Genomic DNA, 18,938 nt, shown 5'->3' with positions numbered 1-18,938 from the left:
TCACCGCTGTGAGCGGCGAAGGTGTCTACGATACTCGACTGGTTTGTCATGCCCCGAATCTAGCCCGATTACGAAGCTTTGTGTGAGCAAATATCAACTTGTGGATAACCCCTTCGCCCATTGGCCGTCGGGCCAGGCCCGACACAAAGCACCGCCCCCACCATCCCCGCCGGGCATGCGCATAACTCCTGCAATTTTATTCCGGCAGCGGATGCCGGCCCGGAAATCCGGGGCCGGCTGGCCGGGCGAGCACAAATTGCAGGAGTTATGCATTCCGCCGGGGAAATGGCGGGGCGTAGGGGCAGGGCGGGGTTAGCCGGGGTAAGGGGCGTTCGGGCGGGCGTAGAAGACCCACGCCAGCACGGTGCAGAAGACGCAGAACACGGCGCAGCCGATGAAGAACGCGGTCGGGCTGATCGCCGTGAGCGAGATGCCCACGATGAACGGGCCGAACGCCGCGATGGCGGAGGTCCAGGCGATTGCGCCGCCGGCCTGGCGCTTGGGGAAGATCATCGGCATCTGCTTGAAGGTGCCGCCGTTGGCCAGGCCCGCGAAGAAGAAGATGATCAGCATCCCGGTGAGGAAGCCCCAAAACTCGCCGACAGTCGACGGGGTGAGGAAGAACGCGGTCAGGACCGTACCCACCACCATGCCGGCGCCTCCGACGAAGGTGAAGATCGCGCCGCCGAATTTGTCGCAGAACGGGCCGCTCGCGGCGCGCACGGCGGCACCCACGACGGGGCCGATGAACGCGAAGGCCAACGGGTTGGGCGCATCCGGGAAGTCACCGTAGACGTTGAGGATGATCAGGCCCATCTGCGCGGCCAGGCCGCTGTACGCGCCGAAGCTCATCAGGTAGATGGCCGTCATGATCCAGGTGTGCTTGACCTTGAAGATGTCCACCTGCTGCGCGAAGTTGGCCGTGATGGGCACCCGGCGCAGGTACAGGATCGAGAGCACCATCGCGAGCAGGGCCCAGGGGATGAGCACCAGCCCGCCGTTGTGCAGCCAGACCAGTTCGCCCTTCGCGCTGCTCTGCGGGGTGAGCGCCGCCGTGCCGAGCAGGCCGAAACCGACCACCCAGGGCAGCAGCAGCTGGATCAGGCCGATGCCGAAGTTACCCAGGCCCGCCTGCAGGCCGAGTGCCGTGCCGGCCAGGCGCTTGGGGAAGAAGTAGCTGGTGGAGGCCATCAGGCCGGAGAACGCGCCGCCGCCGATGCCGGCCGAGAACGACAGGCAGAGCAGCACCCAGAACGGCGTCGAGGTATCCCGCACGGCGAGGGTCCAGCCGAGCATCGGCAGGATCAGCAGCCCGGACGACATCGCCACCAGGTTGCGGGTGCCCATGATCGGCGGCAGGAACATGAAGACCAGCCGCAGGATGCCGGCGGCCAGACCGGGCAGGGCCACCAGCCAGTAGAGCTGCTCGGGTGCGAGCGCGTAGCCGATGTCGTTGAGCCGCGGCGCGATCGCGCTCACCAGATACCAGGAGGCGAACGCCAGGGTCAGACTGAAGGTGGTGATCCACAGGGTGCGCCAGGCGAGCTTGGAATCCCAGGTCTCTTCGTTTTCCGGGTCCCAATTGGACAGGTCCGGTTCGAGGCGGCTGCTGACGGCGGTGGAAGCGGCGGCTGACATGAAAGCTCCTGATTTCCGGTCGGGTCGGCGGACCCTGATGGTTCGCTCAATGGTCAGCCTGACCGTCGCCGGAGTTGCCGACAACGCGCGAACACCGTGAAAAATGATTCGCACCAACAGCGGGCGGCTGCGTGCCCGGGCAGTGCGGCGAATTCGAACCGTTCGGGGTTAGGGTCGGTGTATGTCCGGCGCACCGATCTCCGTGCGCGCCATCGAGCCGCTGGCCGGTGACGTGCAGCTCCCGCCTGCCCACACCGTGGATGCGCCCCTCGTGGACACCCTCAATCGTCCGCTGCACGACCTGCGCCTGTCGGTCACCGACCGGTGCAACTTCCGCTGCGTGTACTGCATGCCCAAGGAGGTCTTCGGCAAGGACTTCGCCTTCATGCCTCGCGATGAGATGCTCTCGTTCGAGGAGATGACCCGGCTGGCGCGCATCTCGGTGGCGCACGGGGTGGAGAAGATCCGGCTCACCGGCGGCGAACCCCTGCTGCGCAAGGGCCTCGAGGAACTCATCGCCATGCTTGCCGCCCTGCGCACCCCGGCCGGCCGGCCCGTTGACATCGCCCTCACCACCAACGGTTCGGCGTTGGCGATGAAGGCGCAGGCGCTCAAGGATGCGGGCCTGGCGCGGGTGACTGTGTCGCTGGACTCCCTCGACGACACCACCTTCCGCACCATGAACGACGTCAACTTCCCCGTCGCCCGCATCCTGGCCGGCCTCGACGCCGCCCACGCCGTGGGCCTGGGCCCGATCAAGATCAACATGGTCGTCAAGCGCGGCCAGAACGACCAGGACGTCGTCAGCATGGCCCGGCATTTCAAGGGCACGCCGTACATCCTGCGGTTCATCGAGTTCATGGACGTGGGCACCAGCAACGGCTGGGACATGGCCGCCGTGCTGCCGTCCAGCGAGGTGCGGGACCGCATCCACGCCGAACTGCCACTGGAGGAAGTGGCGCCCAACTACACCGGCGAGACCTCCCGACGTTGGCGCTACGCCGATGGCGAGGGCGAGATCGGCCTGATCTCCAGCGTCACCCAGTCCTTCTGCCACACCTGCTCGCGGGCCAGGGTCTCCACCGACGGCAAGCTGTTCACCTGCCTGTTCGCCAGCGAGGGCCACGACCTGCGCGTGCTGCTCCGCGATGGCAGCAGCGACGAGCAGCTCTCGGCCGCGATGGGTTCCATCTGGCGGCAGCGCACCGACCGTGCCTCCGCGCTGCGTAGCGCCCAGACGGGTGCGGTGCGCTCCTCCGGCCGCAAGAAGATCGAGATGTCCTACATCGGCGGATGACCGCCGCCCGGCCCGATTAAACCGCACGCTGCTACTCTAAAATCATGATTTCGACAGATCAGCGCGACGCTAGGCACGCGGCCCTGGCCAGCGAGCCGCGGCGCCGGGTGCTCGGCCTGCTGACCGCCGCCGCCGAGCCGCTCGACGCCGTCACGGTCGCCGCGGGCATCGGCCTACACGTCACCACTGCACGGTTCCACCTGGAGCAACTCGAGGCCGCCGGCCTCGTCGAACGCCAGGTCGCCAGGTCCGGCGAGCGTGGCCGTCCGCACGTGCTGTTCAGCCCGGTGGCGGCACCGCTGCCCGCCGACGACGCCCAGCAGCAGCTCACCCAGGCCCTCGCCTCGGTGATCGGCGAGGACGCCGACCGCGGCCGCGCACGCTCGGTGCGCGCCGGCGAGCACTGGTCGGCGCAGTACGCGGCTGGGGTGGATGGACCCGTCACTGACGTAATGCCCCCACTGCTGCGGGTGCTCGCCGAGATCGGCTTCGAACCTCAGCTGCGCGTCGAGGACAACACCATCGCCCTGCCCGCCTGCCCGTTCCGGGCCGAGGCGCGGGCCAATCCCGACGTGGTCTGCTCGGTGCACCTGGGCCTCATCAAGGGCCTGGTGCGGGAACTCGGCCACGACGCCTCTGGCATCCGCCTGTTGCCCTTCGTGCAGCCCCACCTGTGTCTCGTGGAGATGCGAACTGAGGGTCTCGCGAACTGAGAGAAAAGCCCCAAGTTTGCCCCCGCGGTGGTGCTTTTCTCACAGCTCGCGGAGTCTCAGGCCACGTAGGAGGACACGTCGACCTGTGTGGTGACGTCTACGTAGACGTCGCCGTCGACGATGGTGAGCGGGTAAACCGGCACCGGCTCGGAGGCCGGCAGGGTGCGGGCCCGCCCGGTGGAGAGCTCGAACCGGCCGCCGTGCGCCCAGCACTCGAGGTCGTCGTCCTCGACGAAGCCGTCGGAGAGGGAGATGTCGGCGTGCGAGCACATGTCGCCGAGCGCGAAGCAGTTACCCGCGCTGTCTTTCACCAGGGCCACAGCCACGCCGTCGACCATCACCTTGATCGCTTCGCCGAGCTCGAGCTCGGATTCCGCGCACACCCTGGTTGCCATCTGCTCCTCGTTCCCGCCGGTCCTGGTCCGGCCTGGGCTGATGGGACGAACGTCCCGATTAAAAGGATAGGCATCCTCTAAAGTGACTCACTAGGGTCATTCGACCCGGCGAAGGAGAATTCTTGTGACTGCCGAACCGATCAACCTCTCATCCAGCCGTCCCGGTGCCGTGGATGTCGAAGCCCCCGCTGGGCATGCCTGCGCCTGCGGCCACGAGGACACCGAGAAGATCGTCCTCGACTCCCGCACCATCCCGCACGCCATCCGCCACGCCACGATTTTCGGAGCGCTCGGTGCGATCCAGCCCGGCTTCGCCCTCGACCTGATCGCCTCGCACAACCCACTGCCGTTGCTCGGCCAGCTCGAAAGCAGCCGCCCCGGCGACTTCGTCGTCTCCTACCTCGAGAACGGACCCGAAACCTGGACCATCCGCCTCACCCGCGCCAACTAGCCAGCGCTCGCCTGCCTGACCCGCCGCCGCCGATGACCACGCTCAGCCCCCTCCGCCGCACCGGCAGCGCCGCGCGCGGCACCGGTCCGGCGGCACGGCCGAAGGTCACCGGCCGGCTGGTCTTCCTGCTCCTGGGCGGCATCGCCCTGCTCGCCGGACTCGACGGCGCGCTACTGCTGCTTGGCCTGGCGGCCCCGGTCGACAGCGCGCGGCTCAGTGCGGTGCACGGGCCGCTGATGGTGTTCGGCTTCGTCGGCACCGTCGTCGTGCTCGAGCGGGCGGTGGCGGTGCGCCGCGGCTGGGCCTACCTGTCCCCGGGGCTGCTCGGCGCCGGTGGTCTCGCCCTCATCTCACCGCTGCCGGTGATCGTGGGCCAGGTCGCCCTCGTCGCCGGCTGCGCCATGCTGCTGGCCATCTACGCCGAGATCTGGCGTCGGCAGGGGTCGGTGTCCACCGCGGTGCAGGTGCTCGGCGCCGTCGCCGGGCTGATGGCGACGGTGTTGTGGCTGCGCGGCATCGGCATCCCGCAGCTCGCGCCGCTGCTGATCCTCTACCTGGTGCTCACTATCGCCGGCGAGCGCCTCGAGCTGTCCCGCATCTCGCCCACCGTGAACCGTCGGGCCGAACGGTGGATGCTCGGCATCAGCCTCACCCTCAGCTTCGGCTCGGTCATCGCCCTGGTCTGGCCGGTCGCCGGCTACCCGCTGCTGGGCGCCGGGATGCTGGCGCTGGTGGCCTGGCTGTTCCGCCACGACATCGCCACCCGCATGGTGCGCTCGGTCGGGCTGCCCCGCTACATGGCCTGCTGCCTGCTGGCCGGCTACGGCTGGCTGGTCGTGGTGGGCGGTATCTGGCTGCTGCGGGGCCCGGTCTACTCCGGCCCCGCCTACGACGCCATGATGCACGCCGTGTTCCTCGGCTTCGTGATGTCGATGATCATGGCGCATGCCCCCACCATCCTGCCGGCCGTGCTGCGCCGGCCGCTGCCCTACCGGCCGATCATGTACCTGCCGGCCGCGCTGCTGCACGCCTCGCTGCTGGCCCGGGTGCTGCTCGGCGACGCCTACGGCTGGCCGGTGCTGGTGCAGTGGGGCGGCGTGTTCAACATCGTCGCGGTGCTGCTGTTCGTGGCTGTAGCCGTGATCTCGGTGCTGCGCGGCGCCACGGTGCTGCCTGCTCGCCCGGCACTGCGCGGCACCGCCGTGCCGACGCCCACACCCCTGCGAGGCTCGCTCCTATGAAAAACCGGCTCTGGCACATTGTCTCGGGCATTCTGGTGCCCGCCTGGCTGGCCGCCGCGGTGGTTTTCACCGTCCTGCACCGCCTGGTTCCGTCGTCGGGCTGGCTGCTCGTGCACCTGCTGCTACTCGGCGCGGTGAGCACCGCCATCCTGATCTGGAGCCAACACTTCGCCGACACCTTGCTGAGACGCAAGGCCCTTGGCCACCGCTTCTCGCTCGGGCTGCGGCTGAGCGCGCACACCGTGGGCGCCATCCTGGTGATGACGGGAATGGTCATCGACGCCTACCCGCTGGTGCTGGTCGGCGGCATCCTGGTGGGCCTGAACGCGATCATGCACGCCGTCGTGATCGTGAGCCAGTCCCGTGGCGCGATGCCGGGCCGGTTCGCCCCGCTGGTGCGCTACTACGTGGCCAGCGCGCTGATGCTGGCCGGCGGGGTGGTTCTGGGCATTCTGATGGCCAGGCTCGACGGTGGCGGCGAAGACTACGAGCGCCTCTTCATCGGACACCTCGGCCTCAACTTGCTCGGCTGGGTGGGCCTTACCGTGATCGGCACCATCGCCCTGCTCTGGCCCACGGTGCTGCACACCCGGGTGGAGGGCGCCACTCTCGCCGGCGGCCACACCCTCACGGTGCTCGTGGGCGCACTCGGTCTACTCGCACTCGGCTGCCTGGCCGACCTGCGCCTGATCGTGGCCCTGGGGGTGCTGGTCTACCTGGTCGGGCTGGGCATGGTGCTTGGGGAGGCCGTCGGCCACCTGCGCCGTGCCCCCGCCGTCACCTTCGCAGCCTGGAGCCTCGGCGCCGCGCTGGCCTGGTTCGCGCTCTGCACCTTCGGTTTCGGCCTGCAGCTGGCCCTCGCCCCCAGCTGGACGGCCGCCGCCGCCGGTGTGGAAACCCTGGTGCCGTACTTCGCGGTCGGCTTCGCCGCACAGATCCTGCTCGGCGCCCTGAGCCATCTGGTACCCGTGGTGCTCGGCGGCGGCCCTGCCGCCCTCAAGGCCACCGCGGCCGAACTCGACCGGGGCGGCCTGTTCCGGGCCGTGGTCGTCAACGGCGCCCTCGCCCTCACACTGCTGCCGGTGTCCAGCACCCTCACCGTGCTGCTGTCGATGCTCACCGTGGGCACCCTGGCCAGTTTCCTGGTGCTGTTCACCCTGGCGCTCCGCACCAACCGGCGGGTACGCGCCCTCCCGCTCGTGCGCATCGCACCGGGCGAACGCGCGGTGCCGGCCGAGCGACCCCGCAGCACCGGGCGGATGCTCGCGGCCGCGACCGTGCTGCTGCTCACGGTGACCGTGGGCATCGTGGCCGACCCGGCCTCTGTCGGCCTGTCGACGGTGTCGACCCAGGCCGCCGGCACCGCCGCCGGTGCCGCGACCGGGCACACCACCACGGTGGACGTGGACATGGTGAACACCCGGTTCGTGCCCGACCGCATCGAGGTGCCTATCGGTGACGAACTGGTGATAGACCTCACCAACAGCGATGACATGGTGCACAACCTGGTGCTCGAGTCCGGGCTGGTCTCCGGCTCGCTCGACCCGGGCGCCACCGAGACCGTGGCCGTTGGCGTGATCGGCGCGAGCGTGGACGGCTGGTGCTCGATCGCCGGACACCGGCTGCTGGGCATGGAGATCAGCATCGTCGCCGTGGGCGGCGACAGCGCAGCCGATGCCGGCGACGGCACGTCGATGGACGGTATGGCGGGCGTGTCCGCAGACGGCACCCACACCGGCCGCGGCTCTGCTGCGACCGGGGCATCCGCCGCCGACGACCTCGACCCGATGGCGGTGCCCGGCGCCGCATTCGAGGCGAGGGACGCCACACTGCCGCCCGCCCCGTCCGACACCGTGCACCGGCAGACCCTGACCGTGCGCAATGTGGAGACCGAAGTGGCGCCGGGCGTCACCCAGATGCTGTGGACCTTCAACGGCACCGCTCCCGGACCCACCCTGCGCGGCACGGTCGGCGACGTGTTCGAGATCACCCTGGTGAACGAGGGCACGATGGGCCATTCCATCGACTTCCACGCCGGCGACATCGCCCCCGATGACGTGATGCGCACTATCCAGCCCGGCGAGAGCCTGGTCTATACGTTCACCGCCACCCGGTCGGGCATCTGGCTGTACCACTGCTCCACCATGCCCACGTCGGTGCACATCGCCAACGGCATGTTCGGCGCCGTCATCATCGACCCGCCCGGCCTGGCCGAGGTTGATCGGGAGTACCTCGTCGTGCAGTCCGAGCTCTACCTCGGCGCGCAGGGCGGCGAGGTCGACGACCTCAAGGTTGAGGCGCAGACCCCCGACCTCGTCGTCTTCAACGGCTACGCCAACCAGTACGCTGCCCGCCCGATCGAGGCCCGGGTGGGCGAGAGCGTGCGGGTCTGGGTTCTGGATGCCGGCCCGAATGTGGGCAGCGCCTTCCACGTCGTCGGCGGCCAGTTCTCCACGGTCTTCAAGGAGGGTGACTACTCGCTCAAAGACGGCGGCAGCACCGGAACCGGCGGTGCCCAGGTGCTCGATCTCGCCGCGGCGCAAGGCGGTTTCGTGGAGCTCAGCTTCAGCCAGGCCGGCCACTACCCGTTCGTGAGCCACACCATGTCGGATGCCGAGAAGGGCGCCCGCGGCGTCATCGAGGTGCTGCCGTGAGTGAGCCCCGGCGCACGGTGCCGCTGCGCAGCACCTGCGGACGCCCGCACCCGTGCCCGCCCGCGATGCAACTGCGCATCCTCGGGCAGATCGGCCTCTTCCACGACCTGCCCGGCGTCGAGCTGGCCTTGATCGGCAGACAAATGGAGTCGCTGGCCTGGTCCGCCGGCGAGGCCGTGTTCACCGCCGGCGACCCCGCCGAGCACGTCTATCTGCTCGCGGCCGGCCAGGCGAAGGCCTTCCGCACCACCCCCGCCGGCCAGCGCACCAGCCTCGACTTCTTCGGGCCGGGAGACGTGCTCGGCGGCCTCACCTGGGCGGGCCGCAGCGGCTACACCGAGACGGCCGTGGCCCTGGTCACCACCTGCGCCCTCCGCATCGACGCCGGCGCCTTCCGCGAGGTGATGCTTGCGTATCCGTCGGTGGCGCTTGGCGTGCTCGACGTGGTCGCCGACCGTCTCGCCCGCGCCCGCTCCACCGAGCAGGAGCAGGCCTCCGCCACCGTCACCGAACGGGTGGCGGCCGGCCTGCTCCGCCTGGCCGACAGCTTCGGCGTGCCGGGCGACGACCCCGGCGCGACCCTCATCCAGCTACCCCTGACCCGCGCCGACCTGGCCGCCATGGCGGGCACCAGTGCCGAGTCGGTGTCCCGCACGATGAGCCGGCTCCGCCGCGACGGACTCATCGACTCGGGCCGCCGCTGGACCGCGGTGCTCGACCGGACCGGCCTGCTCGCCGCAAAGTGACGGCCGTCATGGTCGCCGGCGAGCCGGCTCCGTAACGTCGTGACTGCCCCGGTCAGCCGGGGTGCACGGCCCCTACGAAAGGACACACCATGACGACGCTCACCACCACCCACACCATCCTGCGGGCCGACGGCTTCTCCTGCCCCTCGTGCGTCGCCAAGATCGAGAAGCTGGTCGGCCGGCTGCCCGGCGTCACCGGGGTGGCCGTGTTCTTCTCCTCCGCCCGCATCGAGATCGACCACGACCCGGCCCTGGCAACGACGGATGCCCTCATCGCCGCGGTCGGCAAGGCCGGCTACACCGCCCGCCTGGCCGCGTTCTGACGCCCAGGTCGGGGGAGGGACATGCGCACCGCTGCCGGCCTCGGCCGCCGGCTGAACACCCGTTGGACGATTCCGGCCGTGTCCGGGACGCTGATCGCGGCGGCCTGGTTGGCCGGTCTGGTGCCATCGCTGAGCCTGGTCTCGGACACGGCGATGGTGGCGGCCGCCGTTGTGGCCGGCACCCCGATCGCCCGGGCGGCCCTGCGCGGCCTGTCGGGGCGTGTGGTCGGCATCGACCTGCTCGTCACCGTGGCCACGGTGGGCGCTGTCGTACTCGGCGAATACTGGGAGGCCGCCGCGGTGACCTTTCTGTTCGCCATCGGCCACGCCCTCGAAACGGCGACCCTGAACCGCACCCGGTCCGCCCTGACCGCCCTCGTGGCGCTGGCGCCCGACGTGGCCCTGGTGCTGCGTGGCGGCGCGCAGACCGAGGTGCCGGCCGCCGCCGTGCTCAGCGGCGAGACCGTGCTGGTCAAAACCGGCGCGCGGGTGCCGGTGGACGGCATCGTGACGCAGGGCACCGGCACCCTCGACGAAGCCTCGATCACGGGCGAATCCCTCCCGGTGGCCAAGGTCCCCGGCGACAGGGTCTTCGCCGGCACGATGTCCTCCGGCGGTTTGCTGCAGGTTGAGGCCACCGAGGTCGGCGCGGGCACCACCCTGGCCCGCATCGTGCACAGGGTGGAGGAGGCGCAGGACGCCACCGCCCCGACCCAGGTCTTCATGGACAGGTTCTCCGCCTGGTACACCCCCGGCATCCTGGTGCTCGCCGTGGTCGTCGGTCTGGTCACCGGCGACCTGTTCCTGGCGCTGACGCTGCTGGTGATCGGCTGCCCCGGCGCCCTGGTCATCTCGATTCCTGTCGCGATCGTCGCCGGGATCGGCCGCGCCGCCCGGTCCGGAATCCTGATCAAGGGCGGCGAGTTCCTCGAGACCGCATCCAGGATCACGGTCGTCGCCGTCGACAAGACCGGAACCCTCACCCGCGGTCGCCCGGTGCTGACCGACGTGGTGGTGCTGAACCCCGAACTGACCCGCGCCGACGTGCTCGGCTGGGCCGCTCGGGCCGAGGCCGGCTCCGAGCATCCGCTGGCCGGAGCGATCGTGCTGGCCGCCGCGGAGAGCGCGACGACGGGCGCTTGTGCCGGAGCTCCCGGTGCCGGTGGAACCCACCTGCCCGACACCATCAGGTCGATTCCCGGCCAGGGCATAATCGCCGCCGTGGCCGGGCGCACCGTGCTGATCGGCAACCCGGCGCTGCTTGCCGCTCACGCCATCGACGACCCGGATGCGGCCGTCACGGTGGCCGCCGGCCTCGCCGCCCGCGGAAGCACACCGCTGATCGTCGTGATCGACGGCATCATGGCCGGGGTCCTCGCGGTTGCAGACGAGGTGCGTCCCGACGCCGCCCGCATGGTGGCGGGGCTGCGCGCCGCCGGGGTGCACAGGGTCATTATGCTCACCGGCGACGGCCCGCTGGTGGCCGCCATGGTCGGCGCCGCGGTCGGCATCGATGAGATCCGGGCATCACTGCTGCCCGAGGACAAGCTCGACGTCGTGACGCGGCTGCAACAGGACGGGCACGTTGTGGCGATGGTGGGCGACGGCGTGAACGATGCCCCGGCGTTGGCCACGGCGGACGTCGGCATCGCCATGGGCGCGGCCGGGTCGGCGGTGGCGGTCGAAACCGCCGATATCGCCCTGATGGGTGACAACCTGCTGATGTTGCCCGTGGCCATCGACCTGGCCCGGCGCACCGTGCGCACCATGCACCAGAACGTGGCCGTCGCCCTGATCACGGTGGTGCTGCTGCTGGCCGGGGTGCTGCTGGGCGGCGTGAGCATGGCCGTGGGGATGCTCGTGCACGAGGCATCCGTTCTGCTCGTGATCGTCAACGCGATGCGGCTGCTACGCCGAAGCCACCCGCGCCCGCTCGTGCCGCAGCAACCCCCAAACGATGAGCGTCTGGGCCGCGATGTAGGTGACCATGATCAGAAAATCAGCCAGGGGTATGCCGGCAGCCGGGAGGAATCTGTTGATGGCCAGCATCGAGTCCGAGACGACGAAGAGTGCCCCGCCCCACGCGACCCAGCGGTTGCACCGTGACGCGAATGCGGCCATCGCAGAGAGCACGATGCCGTAGGCGATGACCGGAATCAGCAGGGAGCCGGTATGTGCGCCCAGGATCGTCAGTAGCACGACGAGCCAGGCCGCATAGGCGACGGCCCACCATTGCACCCGACGCACGGCGAGCCGGGTGACGAAAAGCGCGAGGTAGGCAATGTGCGCCAGCAGGAAGAATGCCAGGCCGATGACGAACCACCGGAGGGTGACGTCGCCCACCCAGGAGAAGACCAGGGCGAGTACCCCCAGCACAACGGCCGGCGCTTGACGCTGCGGCGCGCCCCAGATGAGCCCGATCACCAGCGCCGGCATGAGCAACGGCTTCGTCCACTCCACGACGCCGTACAGGGACAGCAGAATGGCGCCCAGGTGGATCAGGCTGACTACGATGATCGGCAGAAACGGAAGGACGGATGGTGCTGGCCGAACGGCAACACGGGATTCTTGCACTGTGCTCACTTCGATGTGGGACGAATGTCTCCCTCACTGTACCGAGGTCCGGCCGGCGAGCCGGCGTCGTCGGGCGGGTCGAGGAACGTGAGCACGTCGGTCAGGAACCGGGGATCCAGGGCGGTGTTCATGTGGCCTCGGCCGGAGTAGAGGGCCAGGTGAGCGCGGGGGATGCCCTCCGCCGTCTGGCGGAAAAGTTCGGCCGAGTAGAACGCATCCCGGTCCCCGCCGATCAGGAGCGTGGGGGCGAGGATGTCGGCCAACCTGGTGTGCAGGTTGAAGCCATCCTCGGCCCGGATGGTGGTCATCAGGTCGGCGGTGACACGGGCGAAGAAGGGCTTGCCGACCAGCCAGCCCAGCCCCGCCAGCAGGCGGTTGGACAGGGCGCCGGAGCCCGTCATCCGCATCAGCTCCGCGCCGGCGGCGCGCGGCCGGCCGTCGAGAACGTGGTCGGCCACCCGCATCATGGTGTCGCGGCCCTCCTCGCTGAGCCTGTACGCGGCGGACACGATCACGAGCCGCTTCACGACGGCCGGATGGTCGGCGGCGAGCTGCAGCGCCACGCTGCCGCCGGTGGACTCGCCGATCACGTCGACGGGCTCGTCGAAACGCCGCAGCATCGCATTGGCGTAGTCGGCGGCGATGTCGGCCATCGTGGCGGCGGGGTCGAGGCCCGGCCGCCGGTTCACCCACCACACCCTGCGCGACCCGGCGTACGGCATCACCTGCCGGGCGTGGAAACGACGCTCGACACCCACGGGAGCCTCATGGTTCGGGGTGGTGCCGGGCAGGAACACCAGCGGCGGGCCGGAGCCGACGGCGAGGTAGGGCATCCCGCCCGGCCAGGTGCCGTAGGCGCGGGTCGGCGTGGGAGCAGGAGACATGAGGGTGGCCCTTCGCTCGGGGGCGGGTCGGCGCGTGGCGCTTCGACATAGCCGAGAGTAGCGCGGCTGCGTGTTCCCCGGCAGGGCCAGGGTGCCGAGAAGGCGGTCTCAGGCCCGGTCGTCGGTGCCCTGCTGCGGGGGCTGTTCGGTGTGGCGCGCCTCGGTGGCCGCCGGGCGCTCGTCTGACTCGCCGGCACCGGTCGCGGTGTCGTCGTGGCGCCCGCCGTGGCGCGTGTCCACGGTGGGATCGATCTCGTCGGCCTGACGGCTCTGCTGCTCGGAATGGGCGCGCAGGTCCTGCGCTTCGGCCTGGCGTTGGTCGGCTTCCTGGCGCAGCCGGTCGGCGTCTACCTGCGCCTGTTGGGCATCCGCCTGCGCCCGGGTGGCCTTGGCCTCGTTCTCGCGGGCGTCGATTGCACGGGCCTCGGCTTCCCGGCGCATCTCCTCGGCTCGCTCCTGGTCGGCGAGGCGTTTCTTCTCGCGCTGCTCCCTGCCGCGCCGGGAAGCGACGACGGCGATCACGCTGATGATGGCGAGCACGACGACGATGCCCACGATGATCCAAATGACTGTGGCAGTGTCCATGTTGATTCCACCTTCCGTGATCGCACCGGCATTACTTACCGGCGATAGTAGGCCGCTCGGCGGGGTTCCGCTTGCCCGGGCGGGTCAGGCGCGCGGTAGCACGCGCACGACCCGCATCCGTTCGAGCACAACCGGGGTGTCATCGATCACGGTGAAGGCAGGGTCGCCGATGCTGGCGCGCATGTCGTCGCTGTGCCAGAAAGTCTCATGGCCGGCCCGCCAGGCGGCCACGGAGGTATAGCCCTCGCCTTCGTCGCGGGCATGGTCGAGGTCGACGTCGGCGAGTCGAGTCACCCGCACGCCGGTGGTCTCGATGACCGCCACCGGATGGCCGGCCGAGTCGATCACGACCTGCCGGCTGCCGACGACGGGCAGCGGCACGTCCTCGATGCCGTATTCGATGAGCGTGGACGTCGTGGACGTCTTCGACCCGTCCAGGATGGCGGCCACCAGTCGGTCGCGCAACGGGCCGGGAAAGGCGAACTCCGCGATCGGCAGGTCAGGGGTTGGCGCGTCCGTGAGACCAGCGGCGATGTGCAGGGCCTCGGCGGCGATCTGCGCGGTCGCGGCCACATCGCTCATCCAGAGCGGCACAGCGACAGCGCGGATGCCGGCGGCCTCGAGCGCGGGCACAGCGTCGGCATCCGTCTTGTCGACGAGCCAGGCGTCGAGCACCCCGTCGCCGCGGCGGGAGCCGTAATGCAGCCCCACCGCGAGGGCGGAGGTCTGCACGCCGATGGTGTTCAGGCAGGCGTCGGCCATGCCGCGAACCGAGGCGCCGGAGATGATCGGCGAGACGCCCACGACCCGCGCCGTGGTGCTGCGGAGGGCGTCACGGATGCCCGGGACGCTCAGGATCGTGCCGACCGACACGACGGGGTTCGACGGCGGCAGGATCACCAGGTCCGCGTCGAGGATGGCCTCGATCACGCCGGGGGCCGCGACGGCGTCGGCCAGGCCCACCTGCACGAACTCGCTGACGGGCTTGCCGGCGCGGTAGCGCACCCACCACTCCTCGAAGTGGATGAGGTCGCCGGCCCGGTGCTCGTCGGCATCCGCCGCGAGCCGCACATGAGTCTCCACGAACTGGTCGCTCATCGGCAGCAGCCGGGCGCCGGGCTGCCAACGCCGGCACAGGAACTCGGTGGCAGCGCTGAGGGTGGCGCCGCCCCGCAGCAGGTCGGTGCGCACGATGTGGGTGGCCAGGTCGAGGTCGCCGAGGGTGAACCACGACCAGCCGCGCCCGTAGGCGGCGATCTCGGCGGAGGTGCGCCGGGACTCGTCGGGGCGGCCCCAGCCCTGCTCCTCGCTGATGCCGCCGCCGAGGGTGTACATCACGGTGTCGAGGTCGGGGCAGATGCGCAGGCCGTCGAGCCACATGTCGTCGCCGGTGTTGACGATCACGGTGACCTCGCTGGCGGTGGCTCCCTGCGCCGACGTGCCGGAAAATGCCCCTTCACGGCTGCCGAAGGGGTCATTCGCGGCAACTCGGGCGTCCACGGATGCCAGCTGCTGCAGCAGCCCGCGGGTGAAGCGGGCGCCGCCGACGCCGCCGGCGAGAACTGTGACTCGGGTCATGGGTTTCCTTCAGTCGGGGCTGCCGGGCCGGGCGCGGCGTGCTCGTCTGGCCCGGAGAACACGATCACCGGCAGCCCGGTGCGGGGGTGCGGCATGATGTCGCAGTCGACGCCGTACACCGCCCGGATGGTCTCGGGGCGCAGCACCTCGGCTGGCGTGCCGAACGCGACCAGCCGACCCTCCTGCAGCAGCACGATGCGGTCGCAGTAGGCCGCGGCGAGGTTGAGGTCGTGCAGGGCGAGCACCGAGGTGAGGCCCAGCCCGCGCACCTGGTGCAGCAGCGAGAGCTGCGCACTCACGTCGAGGTGGTTGGTGGGTTCGTCCAGCAGCAGCAGGCTCGGCCGTTGGGCCAGGGCCCGGGCGATCTGCACGCGCTGCTGCTGACCGCCGCTGAGGGTGTGCCAGCGCCGGTCGAGGAGGTCGCCTGCACCCACCATCGCCAGCGCCTCGACGGCCACGGCGAGGTCGTCGTCGCCACCGAAACTTCCGAGCAGCCGGCTGCGGTGCGGGATGCGGCCGAGCAGCACCACGTCGCGCACGGACAGGTCGACGCTGGGGGCGACGTTCTGCTCCAGCAGCGCGATGCGCCGGGCGGCCTCCCGCCGGCGCAGCTGCCCCACGACGGCGCCGTCCAGGGCGACGGTGCCGGCATCCGCCCGCTCGATGCCGGCGATGATCCGCAGCAGGCTGGACTTGCCTGCGCCGTTCGGCCCGAGCAGTCCGGTCACGGTGCCGGGCGGCAGGGTCGCCGAGATGCCCTGCAGGATGTTGGTGCCCTCGATGCTGAGGGAGACCCCGTCGAGCACGACGCCCGATGCGGCCGTCGCCGTCCCCGCGTCGCCCGGCGCAGCCGAGGTGGCAGTTGGGGCCCCTTGAGCGCTCCCGAACGGGCCCGAAGTGTCGTCTCGCTCGACGGCATCCGGCGAGGTGACCGTTGGGGCCCCTGGCGGGCTCCGGAACAGGCCCGACGTGTCGTCTCGTGACCTGGCGGCGGCGCCGCGCTCGACACTCATGCCCAGGCCGCGCTTCGCTTGCGCTTGATCAGCAGGATGAACACGGGCACGCCGATGAACGCCGTGATGATGCCCACCGGCAGCTCGCGCGGGTCGAAGACGGTGCGGGCGAGGGTGTCGGCCAGCACCAGGAACAGCGCGCCCACCACCGCGACCAGCGGAAGCAGGCGACGGTGCCCCGGGCCGCTGAGCCCGCGCACCAGGTGCGGCAGGATCAGCCCCACGAAGCCGATCGCGCCGCTCACGGCCACCATCGCGCCGGTGAGCAACGCCACCGCCACGAGAAACCCCCAGCGGGTGGCGTTCACGTTGATGCCCAACGACGCGGCGTTCGTGTCGCCGAAGGTGAACGCATCCAGCCGGCTGGCGGCGAGCAGGATGCCGGTGCCCACCACGACCAGCGCGACCGAGGAGATCAGCACGCTGCTCCACGAGCTGCCGGCCAGGGAACCGAGCAGCCAGTTGAGGATCTCCCGGTAGGAGTCGCCCTTGGCGGCCCAGAAGATGATGAACGAGGTGCCCGCGGAGCCAAGCTGGGCGATCGCCAGCCCGGCCAGCACGGCCCGGCCTGGGGTGATGCTGCCGCCGACGCGGGCGATGTTGAGGGTAGCGAACAGGGCGATCAGCGCCCCGGCGAACGCGGCCGCCGGCAGCGCGAAGCCGATGCCGAGGATGACCACGCAGACCGCGCCCAGTGACGCGCCGGAGGACAGGCCGAGCAGGTACGGGTCGGCGAGCGGGTTGCGGGTGACGCTCTGCATGACCGCGCCACTGAGCGCGAGGCCCGCGCCCACCGTGGCGGAGGTGAGAACCCGCGGCATCCGCAGCTGCCAGACGATCGCGTCGGTGAGCGGCGGCACCGGGGTGTCGCCGGCGAGCCCGGGCAGGCCGAGGTGGCCGGCCACACTGGCCCACACCTGCGCCAGGCTCACGTCGGCCGGGCCGATCGTCACGGCCACGGCGCTGCCGAGCACCAGCGCCACCACCGCCGCGACCAGCCAGACCAGGTACCGTCCCGGCCCGCTGCGTCGAGCGCGAGCGGATGCCGTATAGGTGCCTGGCGCACCATTTTCCGCGGGCCCGCCGGGCGCGGCGGTGCCGGGGCCCTGCCTGCTCGGGGTGACGGTCATCCGTGGTCCTTCGAATCGGTGTTACTCGGCCTCGAGCGCGGCGAGCTGGTCGATGATCGACCCGGCGGCCTCCACGTTGCGGATGCCCGCCTCGGTGGCCGCGAACGGCACCACGATGTAGCGGTCGTTCAGCACGGCGTCGAGCCCGGCGGTCGCCGCGTTGGCCTGGAGGTTGGCGATCTTCGAGTCGGCGGTGTTCCAGGTGGCGTCCACGAGCACGATGACGCTCGGGTTCGCCTCCACGACGGACTCCCAGCCGGCCGAGGTCCAGGTGTCATGCACGTCAGCGAAGATGTTGGTCAGGCCCGCCGCATCCATGATCATCTGCGGCGCGCCGATGCCGGCGCCCACGTACGGGGTGTCGGTGCCGCTGGAGTACCAGAGCGCGGTGGTGTCGCCGGCGGCGGGGGTGAGCGCGGCCAGTTCGGCCTCCTGCTCGGCGACGAGTTCAGCGGCGGCATCCGGCACGCCGAACAGGGCGCCGGCCTCGTCGATCTCCGCGAACACGGTGTCGAAGGTGAGCGGATCCGGCATGGCGTCGCCCTTGCACGCGGCCGGCGACACGTAGCTGCCGATGCCCAGATCGGCCAGTGCGCTTCGCTCGCCCACGCCCTCGGCGGAGAAGTTCGACTCCCAGCCGCCGTAGACGAAGTCGGGGGTGAGCGCCAGCACGGCCTCCTGGCCGGGTACGAAGTCACTGATCACGTTGAGATCGGCGGCAGCGTCGGCGAGGGATGCCGGCAGCGGGCCGTCCAGGAACGCCGACCCCACGATGCGCTCGCCGAGTCCCAGCGCGAGCAGCAGCTCGGTGGTGTTCGACTTGATCGTGACGATGCGTTCGGGGGCGGCGTCGAGGGTGACCGTGGTGTCGCAATTCTCAAACGACACCGGGAAGGCGCCGGCACCGCCGGCCGAGGCGGTGGGGGCGGGCGCGGCGGCCGTGGAACCGGAGGCGCAGCCGGCGAGCAGCAGCACGGCCGCGGTGGCGGCGGCGACGGGGTGGCGAGTCTTCATGGGACCAATCTGAGCGGCGGGAGCCGGGCCTCCGTCGGCGCGGTCGCGACGCTTCGGACCGAAACGACGGTGTCGCGGGCGACACCGGCGCCGGCCCGCACCGCAAGCGAACGCGTCGGAGCAGGGCTCGAACGAGGTGGGGGTGAAACTGAAGGCAAAGCCCCGACCTGCCGCCCAAATCCGGGCCAGCGCAACCGGTCAGATCGAACCGGGGGTCACATCCAGCCTAAACCCATGGTCTTAGTGGCGGTTGCCTCTGACCCGCCCTTCGGCCGCTAACGTTTGCGCTGCCCATTGCATCCCGTTGCCGTGGACGTCCGGTGCGGCGGGCACGCACGGTTTTTCGCCGGATGGTACCCAGCCGGCCTGGCTGCCGGCGGACTGCCCGGCTCAACTGTTGCCCGTGCGGACATTTGCGCCCGGTGCGCCGGCAACTATCGTCCGGATGGGCAACAGTTGTTCCGCGGGAGCGCCGCCCCGCCGGCTCAGGGCACGATGTTGTGGTTGCCGGCGAGCACGTTCTCCGGGTCGTAGCGCCGCTTGGCCGCCCGCAACCGAGCTGCCGTGTCCGGCGGGTAGATCCGGGCGAGGGTCGCCACATCCTGGTGCAGGCTGAAGTTGCCATACGCGCCTGCCAGGTCCCCCGCCACGGCGGCCCACCCGTCTTCCAGCACGGCGTCGACACGTCGACCAACGATGGGT

At 70.5% G+C, this 18,938-nt stretch carries 17 protein-coding genes and 1 pseudogene; 8 read left to right on the top strand and 10 right to left on the bottom strand.

All coding sequences use genetic code 11. The features are described from left to right. Nucleotides 1–312: 312 nt before the first annotated feature. Nucleotides 313–1,638: an MFS transporter gene (locus E3O42_RS01760; RefSeq protein WP_134452226.1), complete on the bottom strand. Its 1,326-nt coding sequence runs from the start codon at nucleotides 1,636–1,638 to the stop codon at nucleotides 313–315. A 181-nt stretch (nucleotides 1,639–1,819) separates the two neighbouring features. On the opposite strand from E3O42_RS01760, the gene moaA reads away from it, so the two are divergent. Together moaA and E3O42_RS01750 are read left to right on the top strand one after the other, a co-directional pair. After that, nucleotides 1,820–2,935: a GTP 3',8-cyclase MoaA gene (gene moaA / locus E3O42_RS01755; protein ID WP_134452225.1), complete on the top strand. Its 1,116-nt coding sequence runs from the start codon at nucleotides 1,820–1,822 to the stop codon at nucleotides 2,933–2,935. Nucleotides 2,936–2,979: 44 nt separating this feature from the next. Next, entirely contained in the window at nucleotides 2,980–3,648 is a 669-nt protein-coding gene (locus tag E3O42_RS01750; protein ID WP_134452224.1) for a helix-turn-helix transcriptional regulator, read from the top strand. A 56-nt stretch (nucleotides 3,649–3,704) separates the two neighbouring features. Here E3O42_RS01750 and E3O42_RS01745 read toward each other — a convergent pair whose 3' ends face one another. Next, nucleotides 3,705–4,043 (bottom strand): non-heme iron oxygenase ferredoxin subunit, encoded by a 339-nt coding sequence (locus E3O42_RS01745; protein ID WP_134452223.1) that lies wholly within the window; start codon nucleotides 4,041–4,043, stop codon nucleotides 3,705–3,707. 124 nt (nucleotides 4,044–4,167) lie between these two features. Between E3O42_RS01745 and E3O42_RS01740 the strand changes: the two genes are divergently transcribed. The 6 genes from E3O42_RS01740 to E3O42_RS01715 all read left to right on the top strand — a co-directional run bounded on the left by E3O42_RS01740 (nucleotide 4,168) and on the right by E3O42_RS01715 (nucleotide 11,564). Then, on the top strand, nucleotides 4,168–4,494 hold the full coding sequence (locus E3O42_RS01740; RefSeq protein ID WP_240632282.1) for a DUF2249 domain-containing protein: 327 nt from the start codon (nucleotides 4,168–4,170) through the stop codon (nucleotides 4,492–4,494). A gap of 32 nt (nucleotides 4,495–4,526) precedes the next feature. Next, complete coding sequence (locus E3O42_RS01735; protein ID WP_241984561.1) at nucleotides 4,527–5,735, top strand: hypothetical protein; 1,209 nt, start codon at nucleotides 4,527–4,529, stop codon at nucleotides 5,733–5,735. Beyond that, the gene (locus tag E3O42_RS01730) at nucleotides 5,732–8,389 is read left to right on the top strand and encodes a multicopper oxidase domain-containing protein (RefSeq protein ID WP_134452222.1); all 2,658 of its coding nucleotides are present in this window, start codon (nucleotides 5,732–5,734) and stop codon (nucleotides 8,387–8,389) included. The genes E3O42_RS01735 and E3O42_RS01730 overlap by 4 nt, the downstream gene beginning before the upstream one ends. After that, nucleotides 8,386–9,135 carry a Crp/Fnr family transcriptional regulator gene (locus tag E3O42_RS01725; RefSeq protein ID WP_241984560.1) on the top strand — a complete coding sequence of 250 codons (750 nt, stop codon included), beginning with the start codon at nucleotides 8,386–8,388 and terminating at the stop codon, nucleotides 9,133–9,135. The genes E3O42_RS01730 and E3O42_RS01725 overlap by 4 nt, the downstream gene beginning before the upstream one ends. 89 nt (nucleotides 9,136–9,224) lie before the next feature. Beyond that, on the top strand, nucleotides 9,225–9,458 hold the full coding sequence (locus tag E3O42_RS01720) for a heavy-metal-associated domain-containing protein (RefSeq protein WP_134452221.1): 234 nt from the start codon (nucleotides 9,225–9,227) through the stop codon (nucleotides 9,456–9,458). A gap of 21 nt (nucleotides 9,459–9,479) precedes the next feature. Further along, entirely contained in the window at nucleotides 9,480–11,564 is a 2,085-nt protein-coding gene (locus E3O42_RS01715) for a heavy metal translocating P-type ATPase (RefSeq protein WP_241984559.1), read from the top strand. Here E3O42_RS01715 and E3O42_RS18385 read toward each other — a convergent pair. The 8 genes and pseudogenes from E3O42_RS18385 to E3O42_RS01675 all read right to left on the bottom strand — a co-directional run. Beyond that, nucleotides 11,463–11,894, bottom strand: a pseudogene (locus E3O42_RS18385) (lysoplasmalogenase family protein); the annotation flags it as partial. The gene E3O42_RS01715 and the pseudogene E3O42_RS18385 overlap by 102 nt on opposite strands. A gap of 143 nt (nucleotides 11,895–12,037) precedes the next feature. After that, complete coding sequence (locus tag E3O42_RS01705) at nucleotides 12,038–12,916, bottom strand: alpha/beta fold hydrolase (protein ID WP_134452219.1); 879 nt, start codon at nucleotides 12,914–12,916, stop codon at nucleotides 12,038–12,040. Nucleotides 12,917–13,024: 108 nt separating this feature from the next. Then, nucleotides 13,025–13,501, bottom strand: a complete 477-nt coding sequence (locus tag E3O42_RS01700; protein WP_134452218.1) for a hypothetical protein — start codon at nucleotides 13,499–13,501, stop codon at nucleotides 13,025–13,027. Between the two features lie 84 nt (nucleotides 13,502–13,585). Then, nucleotides 13,586–15,079 carry a 2-phospho-L-lactate transferase gene (gene cofD, locus E3O42_RS01695; protein ID WP_166787865.1) on the bottom strand — a complete coding sequence of 498 codons (1,494 nt, stop codon included), beginning with the start codon at nucleotides 15,077–15,079 and terminating at the stop codon, nucleotides 13,586–13,588. Then, nucleotides 15,076–16,092, bottom strand: a complete 1,017-nt coding sequence (locus tag E3O42_RS01690) for an ABC transporter ATP-binding protein (protein WP_134452217.1) — start codon at nucleotides 16,090–16,092, stop codon at nucleotides 15,076–15,078. Before E3O42_RS01690 ends, cofD begins: the two co-directional genes overlap by 4 nt. Further along, nucleotides 16,089–17,222, bottom strand: coding sequence for a putative F420-0 ABC transporter permease subunit (locus tag E3O42_RS01685; RefSeq protein ID WP_134452216.1), 1,134 nt, complete (start codon nucleotides 17,220–17,222; stop codon nucleotides 16,089–16,091). The genes E3O42_RS01690 and E3O42_RS01685 overlap by 4 nt, the downstream gene beginning before the upstream one ends. Before the next feature lie 21 nt (nucleotides 17,223–17,243). Continuing rightward, nucleotides 17,244–18,236 (bottom strand): putative F420-0 ABC transporter substrate-binding protein, encoded by a 993-nt coding sequence (locus tag E3O42_RS01680; RefSeq protein ID WP_134452215.1) that lies wholly within the window; start codon nucleotides 18,234–18,236, stop codon nucleotides 17,244–17,246. A 485-nt stretch (nucleotides 18,237–18,721) separates the two neighbouring features. After that, nucleotides 18,722–18,910 carry a BBE domain-containing protein gene (locus E3O42_RS01675; protein ID WP_166787864.1) on the bottom strand — a complete coding sequence of 63 codons (189 nt, stop codon included), beginning with the start codon at nucleotides 18,908–18,910 and terminating at the stop codon, nucleotides 18,722–18,724. Between the last annotated feature and the right edge of the window lie 28 nt (nucleotides 18,911–18,938).

This window comes from Cryobacterium adonitolivorans, assembly GCF_004402695.1.
In the GTDB taxonomy this organism is placed as follows: Bacteria; Actinomycetota; Actinomycetes; order Actinomycetales; family Microbacteriaceae; genus Cryobacterium; species Cryobacterium adonitolivorans.
The sequence above is the reverse complement of the archived record's forward strand: the minus strand, read 5'-3'. Positions and strand labels throughout refer to the sequence as shown.